This window comes from Blautia sp. AM28-27, from assembly GCF_003480905.1.
GTDB classification, from domain to species: Bacteria; Bacillota; Clostridia; order Lachnospirales; family Lachnospiraceae; genus Fusicatenibacter; species Fusicatenibacter saccharivorans.
On sequence record NZ_QUJK01000021.1, the window covers coordinates 7,560 to 28,167 of the forward strand.

Sequence of the window (20,608 nt, forward strand, 5' to 3'; positions counted from 1 at the left end):
CATTTCATCTTCATATCCATAGTACTGGGGAGAACCCCAACTATGAGTATGAGCGGCAAATACAGTCATTGGAGCAGCTACAATTCCAGCTACTACTGAAAGTGCTAAAATAGATTTTCTTAAATTCATAAGTTCCTCCCTTTCCTTAAAAATACATAGCTCTTTGTTACATTGTCATTTTAACATAATAATTGGTAAAATGCAATAATTTATTTTCTATTTACGAGAAAATACTGTGCATATTATCTTATTTAGGAATAGTTAAGGCGGCTACCTAAATCTTTTTATTACTTTACCGCACATGAGCATTGGCACCAGGGTTGTCATTGCCATAACCTTCCAGAAGGTTGATGACGCCCCATGCGCCGAGGCCGGCGCCCAGAGCAATAACCAGGATTTTCAGGGTATCAATCGCACTTGCAAAAAAAGCCATATAGTTCCTCCTTTAATTTAAGAAATATTGTTTTTGTGTTGCGGCCATATCAGGCCGGAAACGAAAAAACGCCCCTGTGCTTCAAGAACATCTACAAAAAGCACAGGGGCGGCAGAGTTCAGGATATACCTGAAAAAATATTCAGTTGTCAGGGAGGGGCACGAATCCTCAATAAAACCTCCTTCCGGTGAAAAGAAAAAGCCCGTCAAAGCCAGAAACCTTAACAGGCAGCTACATCATCACATAGCCGGAGCCTCCAAATCCTCCGCTGTGACCTCATAATTGCGGTACAGCTCGCCGGGACGCATCGGCATTTTTGTAGATAAAAATTTCTCAATGTCAAAAGCGTTCTTCTCATTGAAATCGGAAAGCAGCCGGTAATTTGGGTGTCTGGTAATATCGTACTTCCGGGAAAGGAAAGGGCGCACGCCTCTGATCTGCAGCAGACATTTTCCTCCGTCCATCACGGCCAGCTCGTCCACCGACATCAAATCCTTTCCCAGCTTCTGAAAATTCTGGCCGTGGGATTCCTGGGTGCCTTTCGTGACGCTGGTGTTATACATGTCGATGGTCTCTTTCCCGAGCAGGGAGTTCCAGCTTTTCAGCGTGGTTTCTTCCTTGCCTCCCAGGAAAAGGGAAGCGTCACAGTTGCCGATGATGGTGTCCATGTTGTCCTTATAAAGCGCCTTTAGCTGGCTCTGCGCCTGCAGGACCAGACAGGCCGAAATCTCCCTGGAACGGATCGTTGCCATCAGCTTTTCCAGGTTTGGAATCTGCCCGATATTGGCGGCCTCGTCGATCAGGCACCGCACATGCACCGGCAGCCTGCCGCCGTACTTGTCATCGGCACGCTCACACAGCAGATTGAACAACTGCGTATAGGCCATGCTGACAAGGAAATTAAATGTCGCATCCGTATCGCTGATAATAAAGAACAGCGCCGTTTTCCTATCTCCAACCAAGTCAAGCTCCAACTCGTCATACATAGTGATCTCCCGGACTTCCTTAATGTCGAAGGGGGCAAGTCTGGCACCGCAGGAAATAAGGATAGATTTTGCTGTCTTGCCCGCCGCAAGTTTGTATTTTTTATACTGGCGTAAGGCGAAGTGGTCCGGGTCTTTCTGTTCCAGTGCGTCAAAGAGAAGGTCAACGGCATTTTTGAAACTTTCGTCATCCTCCCGGACCTCCATAGCGTTTATCATTTCTACCAGAGTGGAAAAATTCTGCTCGTTTGTGGGGGCCTCATAATAGATATAGCCGATCAATGCTGTGTAAAGCAAAGTTTCGGCCTTGACCCAGAAATCGTCGCCGGATTTTCCTTCTCCTTTGGTATTTGCGATCAGCACCGTTACCAGTTTCAGAATATCCTTCTCATTGTGAATGTAAGCAAAAGGGTTATAGTGCATACTTTTTGAAAAGTTGATCGTATTGAATACCTTGATCTTATAAGGCTCATACACGATTTTTCCATTCTTTCCCCGGACCGGGTTGCCGTCCTTATCCAGTTTCGGTGTGCCGCGGCTTAACAGCTTTCCCACCTCAATCAAGACCGTACCTTTCGGATCGGTGACGACATAGGAGCTGTGCATCTGCATAAGATTGGGCTTGATAAAAAATCTCGTCTTGCCAGAGCCGGAACCACCGACTACCAGCACATTTTTATTGCGGGCATGGGCCGGATTCTTCGGCCTGCCGGACATCATAAGCCCCTCGGTCTGCGTCAGGATAATGTTGTTTTCCGGTTTCGGGTCCATAAAAGGGGCAATATCTGTTTTGTTGCCCCAGCGGGCGCTCCCGTATTCCACATTTTTGCGGTACTTTTTGGCATCCTTTCCTTTAAGATAGACTGCCAGCCGCACAATCACCGCACCGCATAATCCCACCAGCCAGTCCAGCGCCGCACCGGGCCACATACTCTGAAAAGCCAGTGAGAAACCTTCGGAAAGCCCTAATAATTTCTGTGAGGCATCCGCTCCGGGGGCAAGGCGAACCGCCTCGCCCAGCTTCGCAAAGACCAGAAGGAACAGAAGATAGGGCAGATGGAGGATCACCTGCTTTTTCAGGGCATCGGTATCTATCTTCATCGTTCCGGCCCTCCGTGTTCCTTGTTCTTTACCCGGTCACGGCCAAGCGCCTGCGCCAGCTCCTTAAATTTATGAAGCTGGGAAAGAAGCGACGGCCTGGTGCTGCGGGTAAGATCCTTCCTCGTAAATTCCTTAAAAGCCGCTGTCAGTGCGTCCGCCTGGTTTGCTTTGAAATAGACCGTCCATTTCGGGGGATCGGTCCCCAGCTCTTTTTCAATATGGTAGCGGACCTGGTGTTTCCTGGCGTACCGCTCAAAAGAGCGGATTCTGCCGGACACTTCAATGGTATTGGCTCCAGGGTCTTTATAGGTCAGCCGTTTCATGCTGTTCCTGCCGACTTTCGGGGTAGTGCGTTCCTGCTCCATTTTCCTGAGCACAGCGGCAATCGCAGAACGCAGCACCCGCCCGGACAGCTTTGCCGCCTGGATGGAGACCGAAACGGTCCGCTGTTCCAATTCTTCCTGCATGTGCATCCTCCTTCCTGATAGAATCTGTAATAATAAATAGGAAATAACTGTTTAACGAGCGTCCCCGATCACCTGCTGGCGCGGGGTATGTTCAAAGGCTTTTGCCGCCTGGTTCACCTGGATTTTCGCATGTTTCAAAAGCGTCTTGATGATGGTCGCCGGGTGATCCTGTTCCTCCAGGTGGTCCACCATATTCTTACAGCCCTCCGGGAGATATTCAGCCATATCTTTACAGACATCGGCCAGGTCGCCCATAAAGCCCCAGCAGCTATCCGTGAGTTCGCCGTTTTTGTAAAGCTCAAATCCGTAGCACTCGCCCCGCAGGTAGGAATCATAAGCGGCCACTTCGCTGCGCATCAGATCCTCCGCCTTTTTCCGAAGGGCGCCGGTCATTTTTTCGCCGCCGAACTCTTTTAGGGCATCCTCTTTGGAAACATAAATCCATCCCACCTGCCCGCTGTCCCAGGGATCATTGAAACTTGTGGTCTGCATGGCAAGGCCGCTGTGATCCATCAGATAAAGGGGCAGCGTAATGTATTTTTCGGAGATCACCTTCAGCATGGCGTCATCAACCGCCTGTTCCTCCGTCTTGGGCCCGTGCCGGAACCGGCTGCTCACAATGTTCACCATGTGTTCATAGCGTTTCAGGCCCGCTTCATCATGTCCCACGGTATCTAAATACATCTCCCGCAGGAAATCGTCTTTATCCATGTAATTGTGGCTGTCACCCAGTGCGTAGCGGGAGTGGAAGCAGACCATCGTTCCAAAATGCTCGTCTACCTCACGGGGAGAGATTAAAATATCGTCCGGCTGCACCATCAGGGCATAGGGACCTTCTACTGCCATCAGCATAAGCTATCAGCTCCTTTCCGGCTCTCTGGGCCTTTTATCCGGTGCTTTCGGCTCTGTCTGCGCTGCCTGTTTCCTTGCATTGTCAAGCTGTTCCCGCACCGAAACATCCCGCCTGGCCTCCGGTGCCCCTGCGTCAAAGAAGCCCGGCAGCTCCTTGAAGCCGATACTGTCCACGTAATATGCGGCATCCGCGCCATTCTCATGCAGGACCACCACATCGGAAACGGAAAGGGAGTGGCCCCTGAAATCTTCCGGGTGGTCGATATTGAACCGCCTGTAAATATCCTCCAGTGTTTCGCCCGGTTCCCGCTGCCTTGCATAGACCATCTGGTAATGATCCCGATCCACGGAAAACCCTTTGCTTTCCAGCCAGTCCAGAGACATAAAACGGAGGTTATCTGTATTGTCCGATAAGCCAAGCTGATAAATAGAATAAGTGCTGATCCCGTACTCTTTTTCATAGGAAGAAATACGCGCTAAAAGCGGCGCTGTTTCTCCCTCCATGTGTTCCTCGCGCTCAAATGCCGCCAGCCTCATTCGGATTTTTCCGGTATCTCCTGAAAGCAGCTCGTCCGCCATGCGCTCTTTCTCTGCATGGGAATCCGGGTACAGGTCTGCATAGGCCCCGCTGTTCTGCCTGAAAAATTCATCCAGGTCAAAGGCCAAATCCGTGGTATCGTCAAGCCTTATGTCATCCCTGCCCGGTTCCTCCATGACAGAAGCCGGCTGCTGCTTTTCTTCCGGTGGGAGGGGCTGCTTCACCGCAACGATCTCACCCGCCAGCCGGAAGAACTTCTCCGGGTATTTGAATCGCTCCGTGTATTTCTCTATCAGGTCAGCGGGAAGGTCTGTAAAATCTTCTTCGCCCAAACCGACGATCAAAAAATTGCCGGGAACAATATCGTACAAATGGCCCTCATCATCATAAAGTGCCCGGTTTAAGGGCAGACCTATGAGCTTGCCTTCATCATTGCAGATCAGCCCAACCAGATCGTCAAAGGGATAAGTTGCCTGAATATCTCCGCCAACGGCTGCCTGCAAGGATTCCAGCCCGCCCTCAATTTCAGTCTCATAGGGCGATTTGCCCGGCTCTACCATTAACACCTTCATAGCTGCATATCCTCCTTCTTTTTATTTGCCGCACCGGGAGCAGCAGATGTTTTCTCCTGCGTTTTGGCCGCAGACAGCTTTCCCAGCACGGAAGGTTTCTCCGGTTTTTCAGGCATAGAAATACCGCCCTCCGAAACATCGGCGGCGGTACGGTCTGTTTTTACCGGTTCTTGACCCTCCACCGTGTACCCCGGCAGGAGTGCTCCATATACAGTGAAATGGTGCTCATACTGTTTTGGTATCTGCGGGGAAATTTCCGTGAATAAATGGGAGTAGGCTTTTTTCCGGCCTTCCAGATACTTTTCAGCGGCGGCCTTGTCCGTGTAGCGTTTCTGATTCTGCCCGGCAATCTTTTCGCCATAGCCCTGCTTTGGGGAGTTCACATAGACATCCCAGGTCACATACCAGGCAACCGGTACGCTCTGTTTGGTTTCCCGGTCATATTTGGTATCTTCCCAAATACCACAACTCATGCGGTAGACGCGGTTGCTGATTTCTTCGTCATTCCGCCAGTTGCCGGTTTTGCGCCATTCATTTGCGGTATGCGTCACCTCCGGGGTTCGCAGGTAAGAAAGCGCCCGGTTGATCATCTGCGTGGCGGCTGCCTGCTTTTCCCATTGCTTTGCCGCCGCGACCACAATCTCATAGGCTTTCTGTTCACCGTCGATACTTCCCTGGCGCATGGCCTCCAGATTTTCGGCGCCCATTGTAATCAGGGAGGAAATATCCACATCTTCACAAGAAACACTGTGCTCGATTTTCAGCTCTGCACCTGGTTCCAAATGATCGCCGTACCGGTAAGCACGGTAATCTTTATTTTCTTCCAAAATCTTTCACACCTCCTTAAATCTCCGGCACACGGCTCTTTTTCGGGACCGCCTGTGCCGGGGTAGTTTTTTCTGCCGGCTTCGCCGCTGCAAGCTGTGCCATGACCGAAGGCCGCTCTGCCGTAAATATGGAAATCTGCTCATTCTCTGCTAATGGCTGCGCCGGAAGGGGCAGCGTCACATCCGAATGGGTAAGTATCTGCTCCCGTTTCAGGTCTGCCACGATCTCGTCAAATACCGCGTTGATAGCCCGCCGTTCCTCACCTTCAGGATAGGCTTTCAAAACCTCCATTTTTCCGTCTTTATCGGAAACAAAGGTAACGGCACAATCCGCATGGCCCACCAGATAATCCGATTGATAGGGCAGCTTATCCTTGATGTAACAGGCAAAGGCCCTGGCGGTCATTTCCACGTTGCTGTCCCAATAGCCGCCGTCCTTTTCACATTCCTTTCCCATGCGCACGGAATTTCGGTAAAAATCGGTCTCCACACGTCCAATCTGCGGGGCCTCCTGTGCCTGCATCCCGGACAGCATGTGCTCGAATATTTCCAGCCTTTCCCGCTCACTTTTGGGGATCACCCGCCCGGTGACAGACTTCTTAAAGGCACTGATCTGTTCCACGGAGCCGGCCTCGCCGGACAGAAACGCCTCCCTGAGAACCGCGTAAGTTTCCATCTGTTCCTCATTGCCATGCCGTTTCAGAGAACCGAGCACCGCAGAATCCAGCCAGCTTGCCGCATTTTTCCGGGTGCGCTCCGTCTGTGCTTCGGTACGGGCCACCGCCTGCTCCGGTGTCTCCGGTTTATATTTCATGGCTTCAATTAACTTCTGAAATGGCGCATAGAGGCGGGGCTGTTCTGAGAGCATCCCCTTTGCGCCCATTTTCGTACCCAGGTAATCGTCCAACCCGTGCCACCATTCATGTGCCAAAGAGCCGGCCCCGTGCATCTTCGTGAGATTGATAACCTTGCGAAGCGGTTCATAGTGGGCTGCCGCATTGCCGCTGCCCCTGGCGCCGAAAGCGATAGCAAGCGTCCCCTGATAGGCAATATCTTTGTCGCTGACCTGCAGGGCTGCCGCCAAATCTTTGAGCGCTTCAAACCCCATGTTGAGGGAAGCCTGCCGGTCATTCTGGTTCATCCAGTTCCCAAACTCACCGCCGCGAAATCCGAAAGTATCAAGGTAGTGCTGACCGGTAATCTCTGCGCCGTTTCTGTAATCCGGCCCGGTTCGCCGCACAGCGATAAGCTGTGGAGGCACAAACCGCGTCTTTCCGCTTTTGCTGCGGCCTTTTGCCAGCTCCTGCACCCATTTCAGGGCAGCCTCCCGCGTTTCAAAATTTGTCTGTAAGATGGAATAGCCCTTCGTCACATACCAGGTATCAGGTTTCCAGTCATTATTTTTGGAATAAGTATTCTTCCCGTCGTTGAAATGGATCGCATAGCCCTTCGGCACCTTCTGGTCTTTGGAAACGCCAAACTGTTCCTTCTGTGCTTTCTGTGTGAAGTTCCGCTCAAAATATCCTGCCGAGCGGACCATCAGGGTATTGGACAGCTTGTTTGTAATGGCCGGGTTCTCACGGCCCTTTTCCGTTGCCTGGTAATGGATTCCGCTGCCCCAGCCCTGCACCTGTTCCAGATACCCGTTTTCCACAAAGAAACGGTCATAGACCTGCATGGCGTCCTCCACGGTGCGGACTTCCGAAACCGCGCCCTGCAGCTCCCGTACCGTCTGGATATATTCTTTCTGCCTTGCAAGGCGTTTCTCCGGCGTATCATCCCTGCGGTAATACTGCGGGGAGGCGTTCAGCCCGTCCCTCGCCTTTTTGATGAAATACACCACGCCAAGGGGAATCCCATCATCAAGCATGGCCTGATAATCCGGTTTCTTCCAGATATTATCCTTTTTTACAAATTTCTCGGCTTCGCGCTCATTCATGGCGTCCAGGTCGTTCACATAGAGCCCCCGGTCCTTCCATAAGTCTTTTTTCGCGCCGCCGATCTTTTCCCCGAAATCTTCATGCTGTATGTTATCCGCCAATCAATATCACCTCCAGTCTGTCATAAAAAATCACCGCTCCGGGGAAGGGCGGCGTTCCTGTGATTTATCAAGCTGCGGGCGTATTCTCATGAGCCGGTCTGTCTCCCTGCGGACCAGCCGGTCAAGCGCGCCCAGGTCCTCCGGGGTAACGGCAAACTCCCGATAATGCTCATACCAGAGGCCCGCCCGGACAGCCGCAATAGGCGCAATCTTTTCCGCCCCTCCGGGAAGGAGGCGGTAGACCGAAGCCCCGTCAAGAAGCAACTGCTTCGCCGTTCCCAGGGGTATGCGGTACATATCTGTGTCCGGGTTCTGCGCCTCCTCCATATACTCCACATTCAGACGTTCCTCCAAATCCTGGGGCATATAGGAAAATGCCTGTGCCTTCCACTGGCTGAACAGGTTGGAATAGTGGTGCTGCCATTCCGTCACCTGCTCCGGCGCATAGAGGTAGCGCCAGGTTTTCAGGGCGTCCTTTTCGCATAGTTCCATTGCCTCCCATTTTTCAATGCCTGCCTCCGCCTTCGTGCCGTCCCGGTATTCCATGTTGACTCCGTAAGGGTAGAGGGTATTCCGTTCTATGTCCTGCCGCAGCGTGTCAAGGTCCGTCATCAGGACATCCCCGTACAGCCGTCCGTCCTCCTTACGCTCTGTGTGGAACAGGAAAGCCCTGGCGCCGGGGTATTCCGTCATGGCGGCCATCCGGTAAAGCTCTCCTGTGGGATAGTAGGCAGACAGGGCATCAGCAAGCCATATGTGGTTTTTTCCCATGATAGCGATAGAATCCGCTCCAGTATTTGTCATCAGAGAGCGCATATTGAATTCACTTTCCCGCAAAAAATCACCGGGGAAAATATGAAGCTCGTAGGCAAATGTAGTCAGGTCCGTGTCCCGGATCAAATAAATCTGCGGCAGCGGTTCGCTTTTCCGGTTTCTTCCCTCCGTCATTTACGAATCTCTCCCGTCCGTTGGAATGGGGCCTCCGGCAATCTTGCCGACGATCTCCGGCCCGGTTTCGTAAATCTGCATGAGCCGCTTGGCCGTTCCGCTGGGCTGCACGGCACCACTGGTCCAGAGCCGGACCGTGGAAGGGGCGACATTCATCAGAAGCGCAAAGCCTTTCTCGTTCATATCCAGTTTTTCCATCAGAGCCTTAACCATATCGGGGCCATAGTCCGGGCACCTGGCAGCTTCGGCAATCATCTGTAAAGCGGTATTTTCTGTATTTGTCATTGTAAATTCCTCCTGTTATTCTGGCCCCTCGCTGTTAAGCCGGGGCAAAGCTGATTTTGTTGTGTTCCATCCTCCGGGCAAATTCCTGGACGGCATATTTCACTCCGTCAATCTCCGCATGGGACTGGTCCAGGAACCGGCAGAGAGAAAAATGCGTATCCCCGTTCCCATAGAACAGGCAGAGCACACCGTTGTCCGGAAGCGAAAACAGTTCCTTTCCTGTGCTGTCCGTAAAGCAAATCTGCTGGTTTTCATTCATAAGCAAATCCCCCTTAAATAGAAACAGCCGCCTCTTTCTGGCGGCGTGGCTGCTGGCGTTCCTGTATCTGCTCCCTGATCCGCAGCAGCTTTTCGTTATAGTCCTTGCCTGTGCGGGGCGGGTTGATCCCCACCCGGATATGCCTGAAACGCCGGTCCTCATGGAGCATTGCCTGAATCCTCCTGGCATTTTTAAGGCCGCCAAGGTCATTGTCCATGTAGAGATTGATGCGTCGGATTTCCGGGTGGCGTTCCAAAAATGCAATCAGCGCCACATGGGAAGTACCGCCCAGCGATAGCCGGTAGCCATCCCATTTCCAGCCTTCCAATTCCTGCAGCGTGGCATGGGAGAGGGCGTCAATGGGCGCCTCAAACACTGCAACATGTCGGCTGCCTGGATTCTTCGGTGGATAGCAGAAGCTGTATTCCTTGTCGCTGCCGTAAACATCTTTTCTAAGATTGCCGGTAATGCTCCGCATACAGGCAAACTTCGCTTTGCCGGCTTCATCCTTTCCCACAAACACACAGACCGGCTCGCCATGATACCGTGCCTCATAGAACAGCCCTTCCCGGAAACACCGGCTGATCACATCAGAACTGATCCCGCGCCGCTGTAAATAGGAAACGGCAGAGGTAGCGCACCGTCTGGCCCAGGGGAGGGAAAATATTTTCTTCTCCGGTTCTTTCTGCACATGGGCTGTTATTGTTGTACTCCGATAGGCCGGTGTCTGCTGGATTTCTCCGCCTACCAGCGTATGGACCGCATCCACCAGCCCATAGCCCCGAATCTGGATCAGATAATCCAGTGCGTTGATACTCCGGCCCCGGCTGTTCCAGTACCAGTACCTTTTCCCGGTCACATAGACCAGGCTGTCATGCTCCTTGTGCCGGTAATTGAGCCCGTCCCGTTTCAGTACCCCAGGCTCATGGAACTGCAGGTATGCGAAAAGGTCCGCCTCCCGCGCCGCCTGAATCTGTTCTTTGGTTACGCCGGGCATAGTGCCGGCACAGTATTTCTTTTCATCGTGCCCCGCCTCCTTCCTGTGATGAAAAAAGACGCCCAGAGGCGCCTAACAGCCGTACAGATCATGGTTGACCTCGGCACGGTAATAACTGTCCATTGTTGCCGGGGCATTATACAGCGCCGCCAACAGGTATGCCTTGATATTCCCGACTTTTGTGGTGTTCTTGTCAATACAGTCAAAGACATACTCCAAGTGGCCGGAATTGATCTTCAGGAAACGGCCCTTTACCACCTCCCTGGGAAAATCATCCCCGGCGATACGGATATATGGACGTTTGGATAAAATCACTTCAAGCATAAGTTCCACAGTCTCGTCTAAGCGTTCCTTCCCATACCGGGAGACCATACAGTCATACTCGATATTTTCTTTCAGAATTTCACGATAAGCGTCTATCAACTCTATCCGATCCATCCCATCCGGGCGGCCCGCCGCCTCCGGCTCTGCCGGATAGATTGATTGATGAGTCCTTGATATATCCGTTTTTGATTTTTTAGTTCTTTGTGGATTAGTATTTAATTGTGCGGGATTTTCCTGTCCAGGTTCGGCCTGTTCAGGCTTTGCCTGTCCTGGATTTACCTGTCCTGGATTTTCCCGTTTAGGTGGAAACGCCTGTTTTTCAGCGTTTACAGGCTTTTCATGGATGGTATATTCAATATCTCCGAGCTGCCCGTTCTCATAGCGGAGGCGCTGTCTGGTGAGATACCCGTGCCGCTCCAGCTCCTTCAGGGCGGTAGTGATCGAATCCACACCGTCCTTACAGATATGGGCGAGCCCCTTTGTGGTGTAGTCCCAATCTTCCGGCAGCGACAGCATGAGGGAGAGAAGCCCCTTTGCCTTTAAGGACAGTTCCGTATTGCGCAGATGGTGGTTGCACATGATCGTGAAGTCCTTCGTTTTTTCTACCCGGAATACAGCCATTTCACAGCCTCCTTTCTCCGGTTATTTCCGTTACAAGGCGCGGTCCCTGCGGTCATAGTGGAGGTGCCCGCCTGAAACCTTCGCATGGTTTTTCAGTTTGACTTCGCCCCGTTCCTGGCTGTCTAAGAATTTCTGATAGCCGGCATCCGTAAGGAACAGGCGCATCTTATCACCTTTGTCACCCACCGGGGAATCATAAGACAGCACATCAAAGACGATCATGTGGCGTACCTCCGGGTCGAAGCGTTCCAGCGCCATGATGTCATGCCCCTTCAATTTCTCCGCACCGGATTGCTGCCTGGCCTCGGCAATCTTTTCCCCAATCGTCCGGGGAGGGTAAGGCAGACGGTAATTCTTCTGAATATCTCGCACAATGTCCATGCACTCGGCATCCGTCAGAACGCGCAGCTTTGCCATCAGATTCTCCGCTGCCTTCCGCTGTTCGGGATTCTTTGTGTACCGGGCGGTCATGCAAAGCTCGTTCAGGACTTTGGATTGATAGTCACCCTCAACCTGAAACAGCAGCCGTTTTTCCATTTCATTTAATTCCATGTGAATATCCTTTCTCTTGAAAATGGGTATGAAAAAAGGGCGTCCACCTGTAAAAGTGAAACGCCCACGGCAATCAGCGATCCGGCAATACCGGACCGCTGGCACTATTAAATTTTGTCGTTAATGAAACAACCTCCTTTTTTCGATGATTTTCTCGTCGCATTTCAACTTGGAAAAGGAATTGAATAAATGACGGCAAACGCTCAAACCCCTTGAAAATAAAGGCTTTTTCCGTTTGTCGTTATTATACCGTAACGGCATTCCCATGTATCGTTATTGATTAATATGGGATTTACGGGATTAGCAATCGCAGACCGAATGGGACATGCATCAATCTGGCGGTGCTGATTCACGTCGATCACGATTTAGTATGGATATGCCATTTTTTCTTTGCATGGCATTAACCGGTTTCTCCAATATGTTTGTAAATATTAATGCATCCAAGATTACTGCAAGTTGGTTTGAGCAGGAAAAGCTAGGAATTTTGATGGGTATATTTGCATTTTGCGGACAACTTCCGGGAGCCTTTGCGACAGCAACGACGGCAGTTTTGTTTGATAGCAGGACATCTGCTTTTATTGTATCAGCAATATTCTGTATTAGTGTATTTGTTTTATGGTTGTTTTTTGTGAAAGATAAGCCAGAGGATACAATGGAAGAAAGGGAGAAGATAGATCAGGAAAATCAACCTTCCATTGGGGATTCTCTTAAGGTAGTACTTTCTAATAAAGGTATATGGCTGGTTTCTATTTGCATTATGATGGCTCTTGGCAGTACGGTAACTTTATCCACTTTTATGCCGATGGCATTGCAGACCATGTATGGAATAGATTTGAAAGTATGTGGTACGATTGCATCTATGTTGACATTGGGAAATTGTATTGGTTCTATTACAGGTCCCATTGTATTCTCTAAAATCAAAAATGTTAAAGTGTTTGTATCAGGAGCTGCCGTGTTGAGTTTTGCCGGAATTATTATGTGTTGGAGATTTCCGTCCATATTCGTTTTACACATACTGGTTCTTTATACTGGAATTATGCTTGGAGCGTCAATGCCTATTTTCCTTTCCGCACCGGTTTTGTTAGAAGGAATTGGAACTAAATATGCAGGAAGTGCGGCGGGTGTCATCTCTACATTACAGCTTCTTGGAGCTGTTTTGATTCCAACTTATATCTTAACACCAATTGCGGGAGATAATTATAGTTTGTTGTTTATGCTTGCATCCATATGTATGGTAATTATGTTCCTCTGTGGGCTGTTACTCCCTCAGTTCGGAAACAATCAAAAGTAAGAATCACAAAATAAATGAAAATCTTCCTATGTTGCAATGAAATTGCTGTCGCAAGCCAAATTTCAAGCATAGGAGGATGTCCAAATTAGAGTGTTTCGCAGATGAAGCAGGATATTAATAAATAGAGAAGCATATTTTCATCCAGGTAATCCAGTGAAATATGGAGCAGGTCTTCGATTTTTCGTAGCCGGTAGATCAAGGTGTTTCTATGAAGATGAAGCGTCCGGGCAGTCTCCGCTATATTTCTTCCGTTGATAAGATAGCATTTTAAATTATGAATGAGTGTGAGATCCTGCTCCATATGGCTTTGCCACAGGGATAAAACAGCTGGGTGGCAGAAGCCCGGCAAGGAGTTTTTTTCCTTAAGGACACCATATAAAACATGTAGAAAGGCTTCATCAAACCTTTGAATATGTTTTTGAGGCTCCAAAGGGTAAGATTTCATAAGCCTGCATTGTCCATATGCCATGGAAAGATCCGTGAATCTAAAAAAACGGGTGCTTATATAGACCTTAAGGGAAAGCCGTTTTAGCAAATCCTCCAGTGCGGCGTATGATTTTTCATAATCAGGATCAAAATCCCGCCTGCGGCAAACCGCAACAATAGAATGTTCAAAATAGAGGACAACTCCATGAGGCAGAATGTTTTTTATCTGGTGAATATAGGCAGACTGACGGGTATCCGAGACGTCAGATTCTGGAAGGGAAAATTGATAAAGATACCAAATATCCTCGTTCGTATAATTTCTGGCTTGGAGATAATAAGAGGTAGAAAGCTCATCTGCCGGATATCCCTGTAAAAGCCGTATAACATAATAGTTTTCTTCATCCTGCAAAAGAAAAGGCTGAATCTGGTGATTCATAGCAAGCTCTGTAAAATGAACGACTTCTAATAACAAAGCCTTTTGTGCTTCCGTAAAGGGACCGTTCATATCTGTCGTACCGAATGCTCCAAAGTTTTTTCCCTCAAAATAAAGCGGAGCGGTCAGAGAGTGATGGGATGGATCCTGACGAAAGACGCTGGAGATTAAGCGGTTTCCGCTGTGAATTTCCTGCATAACTCTCTGGTGTTCGTCAGGATATATGGATTCTGTCGGTGTAAAGCCGAAATTGATAACCTCGTCCCAGAGAGTTCCCTCGATTTTTTCCTGAAATTTCCCGGTATAATGCAGCAGCTTTCCGGTTGGAGAAAAAAGGGCAATCGGGTTGCAAAGAAAGGTGGCCGCATAATCAAGCAGATCTGAAACGTCTTTGTTTTCGATAATTATCTTTAGGCATTGCTCATACCAGGCATAGTACTTATCAAAAATATCCAGAAACTCATGGAATACCTTATGAAAAGGCTCGTCCGTATATAAGATGGCGGCATGCTCCATCCAGGAAGGGTTTATCTGTCCCTCCTTTGATCCGGTTTTGGTACAGAAAATCAGGAACCGGGGCTTACGTATATCCCATTCCCTATCAAGGAAAGAGCTCTCTTGTGTTAAATACAGAAAATCATTATCGATTATTTCCATGGAATCATCAAGCATGCGGGCATGCCGGAATAATTGATCTAAGCCCGTAGATTTATAAAAAATCCTGTATTTATCAGGAATCCAGTCAAGGATGACAGAAATGCTCATAGATTTCATTGCAAAAAACTCCTTTGGTTATTTTTGACGAAAAAAGACAGTATAAATGAATTATATAACTGATGACGGGAGATGGCAACTGCTTTACTATGAATATATAGGAAACACTATTCAGGCGCCGACAGTTAGAGAGGAGATAATATAATTCAGACAAAAGGAAGGAGGCAATAAAAAGAGCTGAGGGAGCATCCTATAAAGGGGTATCGATTTTTTAATATTATAACTATATAGTGAAAGGATTATTTTTTATGAAAAAGATATTGTTAAATGGAGTAGACGGAAATTTTGGAAGCAGATCAGCCCGTGTATTGCTGGAAAAATATCCTCATGAAGCTTTGATTTTTACGGCTCCAACAAAAAATGGTCTTGAAAAATACCAGGAAATGGGCATTGAAACCAGAATTGCCGATTTTAACAATGCGGAAAAACTGACGGAAGCATTTAAAGATGCGGATACAGTTATTCTGATCTCCATGCCATTCGTTGGACCGAAAAGAAGAGCGGCACATAAAATTGCAATTGATGCGGCTGTGGCGGCAGGTGTAAACAAACTGGTTTATACATCGATTGTAGGAGCCGGACATGAGGATATCAATGCTTACGAAGTAAACGATCATGTATGGACCGAAAGGTATATCAAAAAACAGCCCATCCATTATTTGATTCTTCGGGATTCCCAATATGCGGAAGCAATGGTCTCCACATTTGTGGAAGCAGTTGAAAATACAAACGGCATCATCCGCAATAACATGGGAGATGGGAAAATGGCATTTGTTTCGAGGGATGACTGTGCGCTTGCGGCGGCCTGTGCGGCAATGTCTGATTGGGAAGATCGAATTATTGATATAAATGGAGCCGAGCTTCTGACAATTGCACAGTACATGGCAATCGCCTCGGAGGTTACGGGTAAAAAGACGGAATATCAATATATCAACGATGATGAGATGTATGAGTTCTTTGACTCCATCGGCGTTCCAAGGACAACGGAGGAAATGTGGGCGGACACGGCGAAGAACTTTCCATTTTGCTCAGATGGAATGGTGTCCTTTGGCAGGGCAATCCGTCTGAATCAAATGAGTACATTTACAGATGATTTTGAAAAGCTGACGGGGCAAAAGCCCATCACGGTAAGAGAAATGTTTGAAGATATGGAAAATCATTTAATCGGAACAAGAACATCTACAGATAATTAAAAACAGTAGGAGGACGAAAAATGGCAGAAATGATGAATCCGGCGCTGGAAGGCGCCACCTTATTGTTCCCACAGGGATCTTTTATTACGGCATATGCTTATACGGGCGTGGAGGATGAGATCAAGGCATATCAGACCAGCGCATGGATTGGAACGGCGCTTATGACATCCCCCATTTATGATGTATACGGACCGGATGCCGTTAAATTAATGGGACAGGTTTGTACAAATGATTTTACCACGCTGGGAATGAACGGCATACGCCATGCCGTAATGTGCAATGAGAAAGGTCAGATTCTGACAGACGGCGTTGTAATCCGTATCGGAGAAGATCGTTACAGAACCTACTGGCTTGATCCGGTGATCTCTTATTATGTCAATACATCAGATCTGGATGTGCATGGCGAAAACATGAGCGGAAAGGAATATTTTATCCAGATTGACGGTGAAAAGTCCTTAGAGATTCTGGAAAACGCATTCCAGGCCAATCTTCACGACATCAAATTCGGCAGACATAGAATCCAGGAGGTAAACGGAAAACAGGTACGCATCATCCGGCTTGGCATGTCCGGCAACCTTGCTTATGAAATTCACGGAGATATGGCGGATTATGCGGAGATCTATAATCTGGTATGGGCGGCAGGTGAAAAGCTGGGAGCAAGAAAGCTTGGGCTCCAGGCTTATAACCTGTTTAACCATACGGAGGCTGGATTCCCGAATATCAATCTTCACTATCCGCTTCCGTGGCTGGAAACCAGCGAGAAAATGACAGAATATATGCGCACAGTGCCTCAGTTATCCATGTTCAATCTCAATCGAAGGCTTCTCGGAAGTGTGGGGGATGATCTTCAGGCTCGCTTTGTTACTCCCTATGATGTGGGATGGGATTTCCTGATTAAATATAATCATGACTTCATTGGAAAAGAAGCCCTTCTTGAAATGTCGAAAAAGCCACAAAAAAAATGCGTAACCCTGGAATGGAACGCCAAGGATGTGGCAGAAGTCTTTGCAACCATGCTCAGCCCTGGGGAGGAACCCTGCGAGGATATTACCAAACCATCCGCTCTTGAATACTATTTCTGTGTCAGAGAGTTTGGTTTTGAGTACCGGGCAGATAAGGTGCTGGCTGCAGATAAGGAGATCGGGATCACAAGCGGAAAAATCATCTCTTATACCTATAACAGCATGATTTCTTTGGCCTTTATTTCCGCAGAATATGCCAAAGAAGGAACGGAGCTTGAAATACTCTGGGGAACGCCGGGAACCCGCCAGATGAAGGTTCGCGCAAAGGTTGCCAGATTCCCGTATAATCAGGATTATATCCGTAATGAAAAGCGGGATGTTTCGGATATACCTGTTTTTGAAAGATGAAACCGGAGATGATTACATAGGGAAAATAAAATTTATGTGTTCCCCTGCAGAGTTTTCAAGCTTTGCAGGGGATCTGCGAGACTGTGAGAAAAAGTCTGTAAATAAGATTCTTCTATGATATGCAAGGGTGGCAAGCCTGAAAATCAGGCTTCTCACCCTTGTTTTATATATAACAGTTGTTGAATGGCATGTCAAGAGCAGGCGGTTTTCCGCCCGTCTTATTCGCCTGTTTATTCGTTACTCTGGGAGGCGTCCTTCGTACATAATACTCAGTTCACCATACACCTGTGCCCAGTTGCGGATCGTACTGGTCCATTTCTTCGTAGCTTCAAATGTGGCAAGATGCAGTGCCTTTAATAGAGCTGTATCGCTTGGAAATACGCTTCTCTGGCGATTCAGTTTCCGGTAGGTAGAATTCAGGGATTCAATAGCATTTGTAGTATAAATCACCGTTCTGACCGTCGTTGAAAATTTAAAGATCGGCGAGATTGCGTCCCTGTTATCCTTCCAGCGCTTCATGGAATTCGGATATTTCGGTGTCCATTTTTCTGTTACACGCTCTAAGGCTGCCAGAGCTTTCTTTTCATCTGTGGCCTGATAAATGGTTTTCAGATCCGTAGCGAAGGCTTTTATGTCTTTATCCGGGACATATTTCAACGTGTTTCTTACCTGGTGTACAATACAGCGCTGGTATTCCGTCTTTGGAAAAGCTGCTGCGATCGCTTCTTTGATTCCGGTTAAACCATCGGCACAGATGATTAATACATCTTTGACACCACGATTTTTCAGTTCATTCATAATGGAAAGCCAGTATTTTGCGCTTTCGTTATCGCCAACACTGATGGTTAAAACTTCTTTTTTTCCTTCCGTGTTGATTCCCAGAATCACGTAAGCAGCAAGCTTTCGGATCACGCCATTATCCCTTACAGAATAATGGATTGCATCAATGTAGAGAATGGGATAGACCTCGTCCAGTGGCCGGTTCTGCCAGTCTTCGATCTGTGGCAGGATCTTATCAGTCACATCAGAAATAAAGCTTTCAGAAGTTTCAAAGCCATAAATATCTTCGATGGTTTCGGAAATCTGCCGGGTAGTCATTTCTTTGGCATACATGGAAATGATCTTCTGATCAATATCGGAAATATCTTTCTGACGTTTTTTCACAATCTGTGGTTCAAACGTTGATTTGCGATCCTGTGGCACTTCGATTTCCATCGAGCCATACCGGCTGTTGACCTGTTTCCGCTTATAACCATTGCGATAATCATCATTATCTGAGCGTTCGGATTTTTCGTAACCAAGATGATCATCCATTTCAGCTTCCATCATTTCCTTAATGGTGCCGCCTAAAAGATCCTTGAGCGCATCCTGAATGTCTTCTGCAGAATGGATATCGTACTCTTCCAGGAGCTGATGGATGATGTTTCGTTTTCCTTCTGTCATTTGTACACGATGTACAGGTTTCTTTTGTCTTGCCATAATAAAAGGCCCTTCTAATGATATTTATTGTATCATAGAAGAACCTTATAAACATTATTTTACAGAAAAAGTTTCATCCTCTCAAAAAAGGAATGGAAAGTTACTGTTTTAGTAGCTTCCATTCCTTTTTTGAGAGAGAAGGGTAATTTCTTTCTGATTAAAAAGGTTGTTACATTCATCTATAATAGCTTCAACTGTGCGTACCTGTGAAGGAGTGAGTCGACGGAGCTTATCTGAAAGAATCAACAGATCCTTATCTATAATTTCACCAGTGAGTAAATAATCGGCACTTACTTCTAAAGCAGAGGAGATTTTTAGCAGATTTTCAGGCCTCATTGCTCGCTTCCCTGATTCAGCATAAGAAACAAACTGGGTAGTGACTTCCCCTTTTTCTGCAAGTGCTTCTTGAGTGAGTCCCAGCTTTTTTCGACGATCCATAATTCTTTTTCCGATTTCCTGTAAACATAATTCGCTATCCGACATTAGTATAAGACATCTCCTCTCGTATTGTTAAATTATATCCACAATAGATGATAAAAATAAGCGTCTACTGTTGACTAAAATCAACAATACGATATATAATCGGAGATAAATATTGAAAAATCTTGGATGCATAACAAGTAGAAAAAGTAGTGTATGGGAATACAAAAAAGCGAACAGCTATAATGAAAGAAAATGAATTCTCAGGAGGACTATGATTATGGAACAGATGGATTTTTCAATAGAGCTATCAGAAAGTGAGATAGAAAAATTTGCAGATTATCTATACCAGAAAGAAAATGCAAAGGCAACAATCAATAAATATATGGCAGATATAAAAAAGTTTTTATCTTTTTTGGCAGATGATAAGCGGATCAATAAAAAAGTATTGTTGCAATATAAAGAATGGCTTGCTCAAAAATATGCTGTCAATAGTGTTAATTCAATGCTTGCCGCCTTGAATCAGTTCCTGGAATTTTTGAATGTAGGAAAGCTGAAAGTGAAAAGAATAAAAGTGCAGAAGCAGCCTTTTTTACAGGATCAGAAAGAATTGACAGAAAAAGAATGCAGGAAATTGATTGCAACAGCTATGGCAGAAGGAAAAGAACAGCTTGCATTGTGTATTGAAACAATAGCATGTACAGGAATTCGGATTAGCGAAATAAAATTTTTTACAGTGGAGCGTGTAAAATCTGGAAAGATAGAGATTTATAATAAAGGAAAGTATAGAAGGATTTTTTTGCCGAAGGTATTGCAAAGGAAACTTCTTTCCTATTGCCATAATAACCAAATAGCAGAAGGTTGGATATTTGTCACGAAAAATGGGAAGTTAAAAGACAGAAGTAATATTTGGAGAGAAATGAAACGATTAAAAGAAAAGGCAGGAGTAGCAGAATCAAAAATATTCCCGCATAATTTTCGACATCTATTTGCAAGAATTTATTATAAAGTGACAAAAGATATTACAGGTCTTGCTGATTTACTTGGACATAGCAGTATCAATGTAACGAGAATATATACAGCAACTACAGAAACAGTGTTCCAAAAGAAGCTGGATAAGATTGTCGAACAGGAAATATTGGAATGTACAACATAATATCTGTTATGTTGTACAGTGCCTCTATTAACCTGTTCTACCCTATTTCTGCAAGTCATTCATTTTCTCTAAAAGAGAACTTTAAGCAATAAAAATAATAAAGATTATAGCCAATTTACCAAGAGCGGTACTTAAATAGGGCACAGCTACCAAAAAATCAGAAAGGAACTATGTAATATGAACAGCATAACAGATAGCAGGGTGTTATTTAACATTATATCGTACGAAACTTAATCTGTCCATAAACAACATAACAGATATTATGT

General features: G+C 47.0%; 20 protein-coding genes. 4 read left to right on the top strand and 16 right to left on the bottom strand.

Annotation, left to right across the window (positions count from 1 at the left end; genetic code table 11):
- Positions 1–292: 292 nt before the first annotated feature.
- The 13 genes from DW743_RS16125 to DW743_RS16185 form a co-directional block, all read right to left on the bottom strand.
- Entirely contained in the window at positions 293–433 is a 141-nt protein-coding gene (locus DW743_RS16125; protein ID WP_117761191.1) for a Maff2 family mobile element protein, read from the bottom strand.
- A 239-nt stretch (positions 434–672) separates the two neighbouring features.
- Positions 673–2,517, bottom strand: coding sequence for a VirD4-like conjugal transfer protein, CD1115 family (locus DW743_RS16130; RefSeq protein WP_117538727.1), 1,845 nt, complete (start codon positions 2,515–2,517; stop codon positions 673–675).
- Complete coding sequence (locus DW743_RS16135) at positions 2,514–2,984, bottom strand: PcfB family protein (RefSeq protein ID WP_040782631.1); 471 nt, start codon at positions 2,982–2,984, stop codon at positions 2,514–2,516. The genes DW743_RS16130 and DW743_RS16135 overlap by 4 nt, the downstream gene beginning before the upstream one ends.
- Before the next feature lie 51 nt (positions 2,985–3,035).
- On the bottom strand, positions 3,036–3,836 hold the full coding sequence (locus DW743_RS16140) for a hypothetical protein (protein ID WP_006861277.1): 801 nt from the start codon (positions 3,834–3,836) through the stop codon (positions 3,036–3,038).
- A 6-nt stretch (positions 3,837–3,842) separates the two neighbouring features.
- A complete protein-coding gene (locus DW743_RS16145) occupies positions 3,843–4,946 on the bottom strand; it encodes a DUF3846 domain-containing protein (protein WP_117538726.1) in 1,104 nt (367 codons plus the stop codon).
- Complete coding sequence (locus tag DW743_RS16150; RefSeq protein WP_117538725.1) at positions 4,943–5,773, bottom strand: hypothetical protein; 831 nt, start codon at positions 5,771–5,773, stop codon at positions 4,943–4,945. The genes DW743_RS16145 and DW743_RS16150 overlap by 4 nt, the downstream gene beginning before the upstream one ends.
- 16 nt (positions 5,774–5,789) lie before the next feature.
- On the bottom strand, positions 5,790–7,814 hold the full coding sequence (locus tag DW743_RS16155) for an LPD1 domain-containing protein (RefSeq protein WP_117538724.1): 2,025 nt from the start codon (positions 7,812–7,814) through the stop codon (positions 5,790–5,792).
- Positions 7,815–7,844: 30 nt separating this feature from the next.
- Positions 7,845–8,762 carry a hypothetical protein gene (locus DW743_RS16160; protein ID WP_117538723.1) on the bottom strand — a complete coding sequence of 306 codons (918 nt, stop codon included), beginning with the start codon at positions 8,760–8,762 and terminating at the stop codon, positions 7,845–7,847.
- Complete coding sequence (locus DW743_RS16165; RefSeq protein WP_117538722.1) at positions 8,763–9,047, bottom strand: helix-turn-helix domain-containing protein; 285 nt, start codon at positions 9,045–9,047, stop codon at positions 8,763–8,765.
- Positions 9,048–9,081: 34 nt separating this feature from the next.
- Positions 9,082–9,306 carry a hypothetical protein gene (locus DW743_RS16170; RefSeq protein ID WP_087301649.1) on the bottom strand — a complete coding sequence of 75 codons (225 nt, stop codon included), beginning with the start codon at positions 9,304–9,306 and terminating at the stop codon, positions 9,082–9,084.
- Between the two features lie 13 nt (positions 9,307–9,319).
- Complete coding sequence (locus tag DW743_RS16175) at positions 9,320–10,303, bottom strand: DUF3991 domain-containing protein (protein ID WP_117538721.1); 984 nt, start codon at positions 10,301–10,303, stop codon at positions 9,320–9,322.
- A gap of 72 nt (positions 10,304–10,375) precedes the next feature.
- A complete protein-coding gene (locus tag DW743_RS16180; RefSeq protein ID WP_117538720.1) occupies positions 10,376–11,248 on the bottom strand; it encodes a DUF6017 domain-containing protein in 873 nt (290 codons plus the stop codon).
- Positions 11,249–11,278: 30 nt separating this feature from the next.
- Positions 11,279–11,800: a DUF5720 family protein gene (locus tag DW743_RS16185; protein WP_117538719.1), complete on the bottom strand. Its 522-nt coding sequence runs from the start codon at positions 11,798–11,800 to the stop codon at positions 11,279–11,281.
- A 370-nt stretch (positions 11,801–12,170) separates the two neighbouring features.
- Here DW743_RS16185 and DW743_RS16190 point away from each other — a divergent pair, with 370 nt between their 5' ends.
- Positions 12,171–13,091, top strand: coding sequence for an MFS transporter (locus DW743_RS16190; protein ID WP_158568550.1), 921 nt, complete (start codon positions 12,171–12,173; stop codon positions 13,089–13,091).
- 85 nt (positions 13,092–13,176) lie between these two features.
- Here DW743_RS16190 and DW743_RS16195 read toward each other — a convergent pair whose 3' ends face one another.
- A complete protein-coding gene (locus tag DW743_RS16195; RefSeq protein WP_117761195.1) occupies positions 13,177–14,724 on the bottom strand; it encodes a PucR family transcriptional regulator in 1,548 nt (515 codons plus the stop codon).
- 248 nt (positions 14,725–14,972) lie between these two features.
- On the opposite strand from DW743_RS16195, the gene DW743_RS16200 reads away from it, so the two are divergent.
- A complete protein-coding gene (locus DW743_RS16200) occupies positions 14,973–15,917 on the top strand; it encodes an NmrA family NAD(P)-binding protein (RefSeq protein WP_117761197.1) in 945 nt (314 codons plus the stop codon).
- A 20-nt stretch (positions 15,918–15,937) separates the two neighbouring features.
- Positions 15,938–17,287 (top strand): aminomethyltransferase family protein, encoded by a 1,350-nt coding sequence (locus DW743_RS16205; protein ID WP_117761199.1) that lies wholly within the window; start codon positions 15,938–15,940, stop codon positions 17,285–17,287.
- 237 nt (positions 17,288–17,524) lie between these two features.
- Here the strand turns inward: DW743_RS16205 and DW743_RS16210 are convergent, their stop codons facing one another.
- Together DW743_RS16210 and DW743_RS16215 are read right to left on the bottom strand one after the other, a co-directional pair.
- Positions 17,525–18,766 carry an IS256 family transposase gene (locus tag DW743_RS16210; RefSeq protein WP_117761201.1) on the bottom strand — a complete coding sequence of 414 codons (1,242 nt, stop codon included), beginning with the start codon at positions 18,764–18,766 and terminating at the stop codon, positions 17,525–17,527.
- A gap of 108 nt (positions 18,767–18,874) precedes the next feature.
- Complete coding sequence (locus DW743_RS16215; RefSeq protein WP_117456480.1) at positions 18,875–19,249, bottom strand: helix-turn-helix domain-containing protein; 375 nt, start codon at positions 19,247–19,249, stop codon at positions 18,875–18,877.
- Between the two features lie 217 nt (positions 19,250–19,466).
- Here DW743_RS16215 and DW743_RS16220 point away from each other — a divergent pair, with 217 nt between their 5' ends.
- Positions 19,467–20,342, top strand: coding sequence for a tyrosine-type recombinase/integrase (locus tag DW743_RS16220; RefSeq protein WP_242998507.1), 876 nt, complete (start codon positions 19,467–19,469; stop codon positions 20,340–20,342).
- Positions 20,343–20,608 lie beyond the last annotated feature (266 nt).